The sequence below is a fragment of the Halorubrum tibetense genome (assembly GCF_042661865.1).
GTDB lineage: Archaea > Halobacteriota > Halobacteria > Halobacteriales > Haloferacaceae > Halorubrum > Halorubrum tibetense.
Genome location: NZ_JBHSWW010000438.1, coordinates 1 through 1,365, shown reverse-complemented (window position 1 = coordinate 1,365; position 1,365 = coordinate 1). Strand labels below are relative to the sequence as shown.

Below are 1,365 nucleotides of genomic sequence, written 5' to 3'. Positions count from 1 at the left end.
TGAACCGCACGTAGCCGCCCGGCCCCTCCTCGCCGACGCGATACCGCCGGGTGTCGCGGGCGGCCTCGCGGCTGGCGAGTATCTCTCCGAGTGACGGACCGTCGAAGGCGCTCTCCACTCGGTCCAGAAACCCGTCGGTCGCTGCTTCGTCGTCGTCAGCGGCGGATTCCAGCTCGTCGACGACGGTGGCAAGGTACGCAGCGCGGGCGGCGACCCGGGCGCGGTCCTCGGCCCCGTCGTACGTGTTCGGTGCCGCGAGGAGCTCCGCTCGACGCTCCCTTACGGTTCCCGCGAGCGCCCCATGGGTACCGGCCTCGCCGGCCGCGACCGACTCCATCGAGAGGGTCGCATCGATCGCTCGCACGTCGGTTCGTAGCCCGTCGAGGTCCGCCCTGATCCGATCGACGGCCCCCGACGACGGCTCTCCGAACACGACGGTCGTACGTTCGAAGCTATCCGACATGACGGCGTCGTGAGCGGCGTCCTCGACGCCGACAGCCGTCTCGACGCCGAGCGTCGAGCGGGCTGTAGACGGCGTTCCGGTGAGGTCCGGTCCGCCGCTTCCGCCCGTTCCGAACGTTGCGGTCGGGCGATCCGGCGCGCCATCGACCGGTGCGTAGGCGCCCGAAACGGAGATGACGGCGTGGTACCGGTCGGTCACGGTTGCACTCGTCGTCGTCCGCTCGGCGACCTCCCGTTCGGGTTGGGTGCTGTGAACGGTCGTCGGTCCCGCGTTCGTCTCGGGTCTCGGGGCCCGATCGACGTTCGCGACGACGCCGACGTGTGTCGATCCGCCGCCGTCGATCACCGGCCCGATCCCGTCGTCTTCCCTGTTATCGGAGCCGTTTTGGCTGTCAGCGTCGTTTTCGCTGTCAGCGCCGTTTTCGCTGTCAGCGTCGTCCTCGTCGTCGACGACGACAACCCGTTCCCACGTTCGGCTGGCCGTGCGTTCGACGATGACCTCGCGCATCGTCGTTCCGAAATCGACGGTCTCCCCGGGAGTGACGGTCCCTGACGGCACCCCACTCGGGACCGCGTCGTGACCCACGACGCTGGCAGTCTCGTCGTGAGTGGTGTCGACTCGCACCCACTCGCCCTCTTCGGCAGTGTCCGGCCGTGGTGGACGCGGGACGCCACCGTTCACGACCCGCTCGGCGTCAGCTTCGAGCGTCGCCTCGACCCGGTAACTGTCCTCGATACCGGTCTCGACCCCCTCGTAGGTCTCGACCGCGGCGACGTCCGCAGCGTGGCCCACCGGGACGGTCGTCGTCTCGTCCGTGTGTCCCGCTGCGGCGACGAACCCGTCGTCACCCGTGCCGCGGGTCGGCGTGGGCGTGTCGACGACGAGGTCGGACCACGCCGACT

At 69.7% G+C, this 1,365-nt stretch carries 1 protein-coding gene; it reads right to left on the bottom strand.

Annotation, left to right across the window (positions count from 1 at the left end):
* The coding region (locus tag ACFQEU_RS15930) for a DUF7286 family protein (RefSeq protein WP_465261168.1) at positions 1 to 1,365 on the bottom strand (1,365 nt) is incomplete at both ends.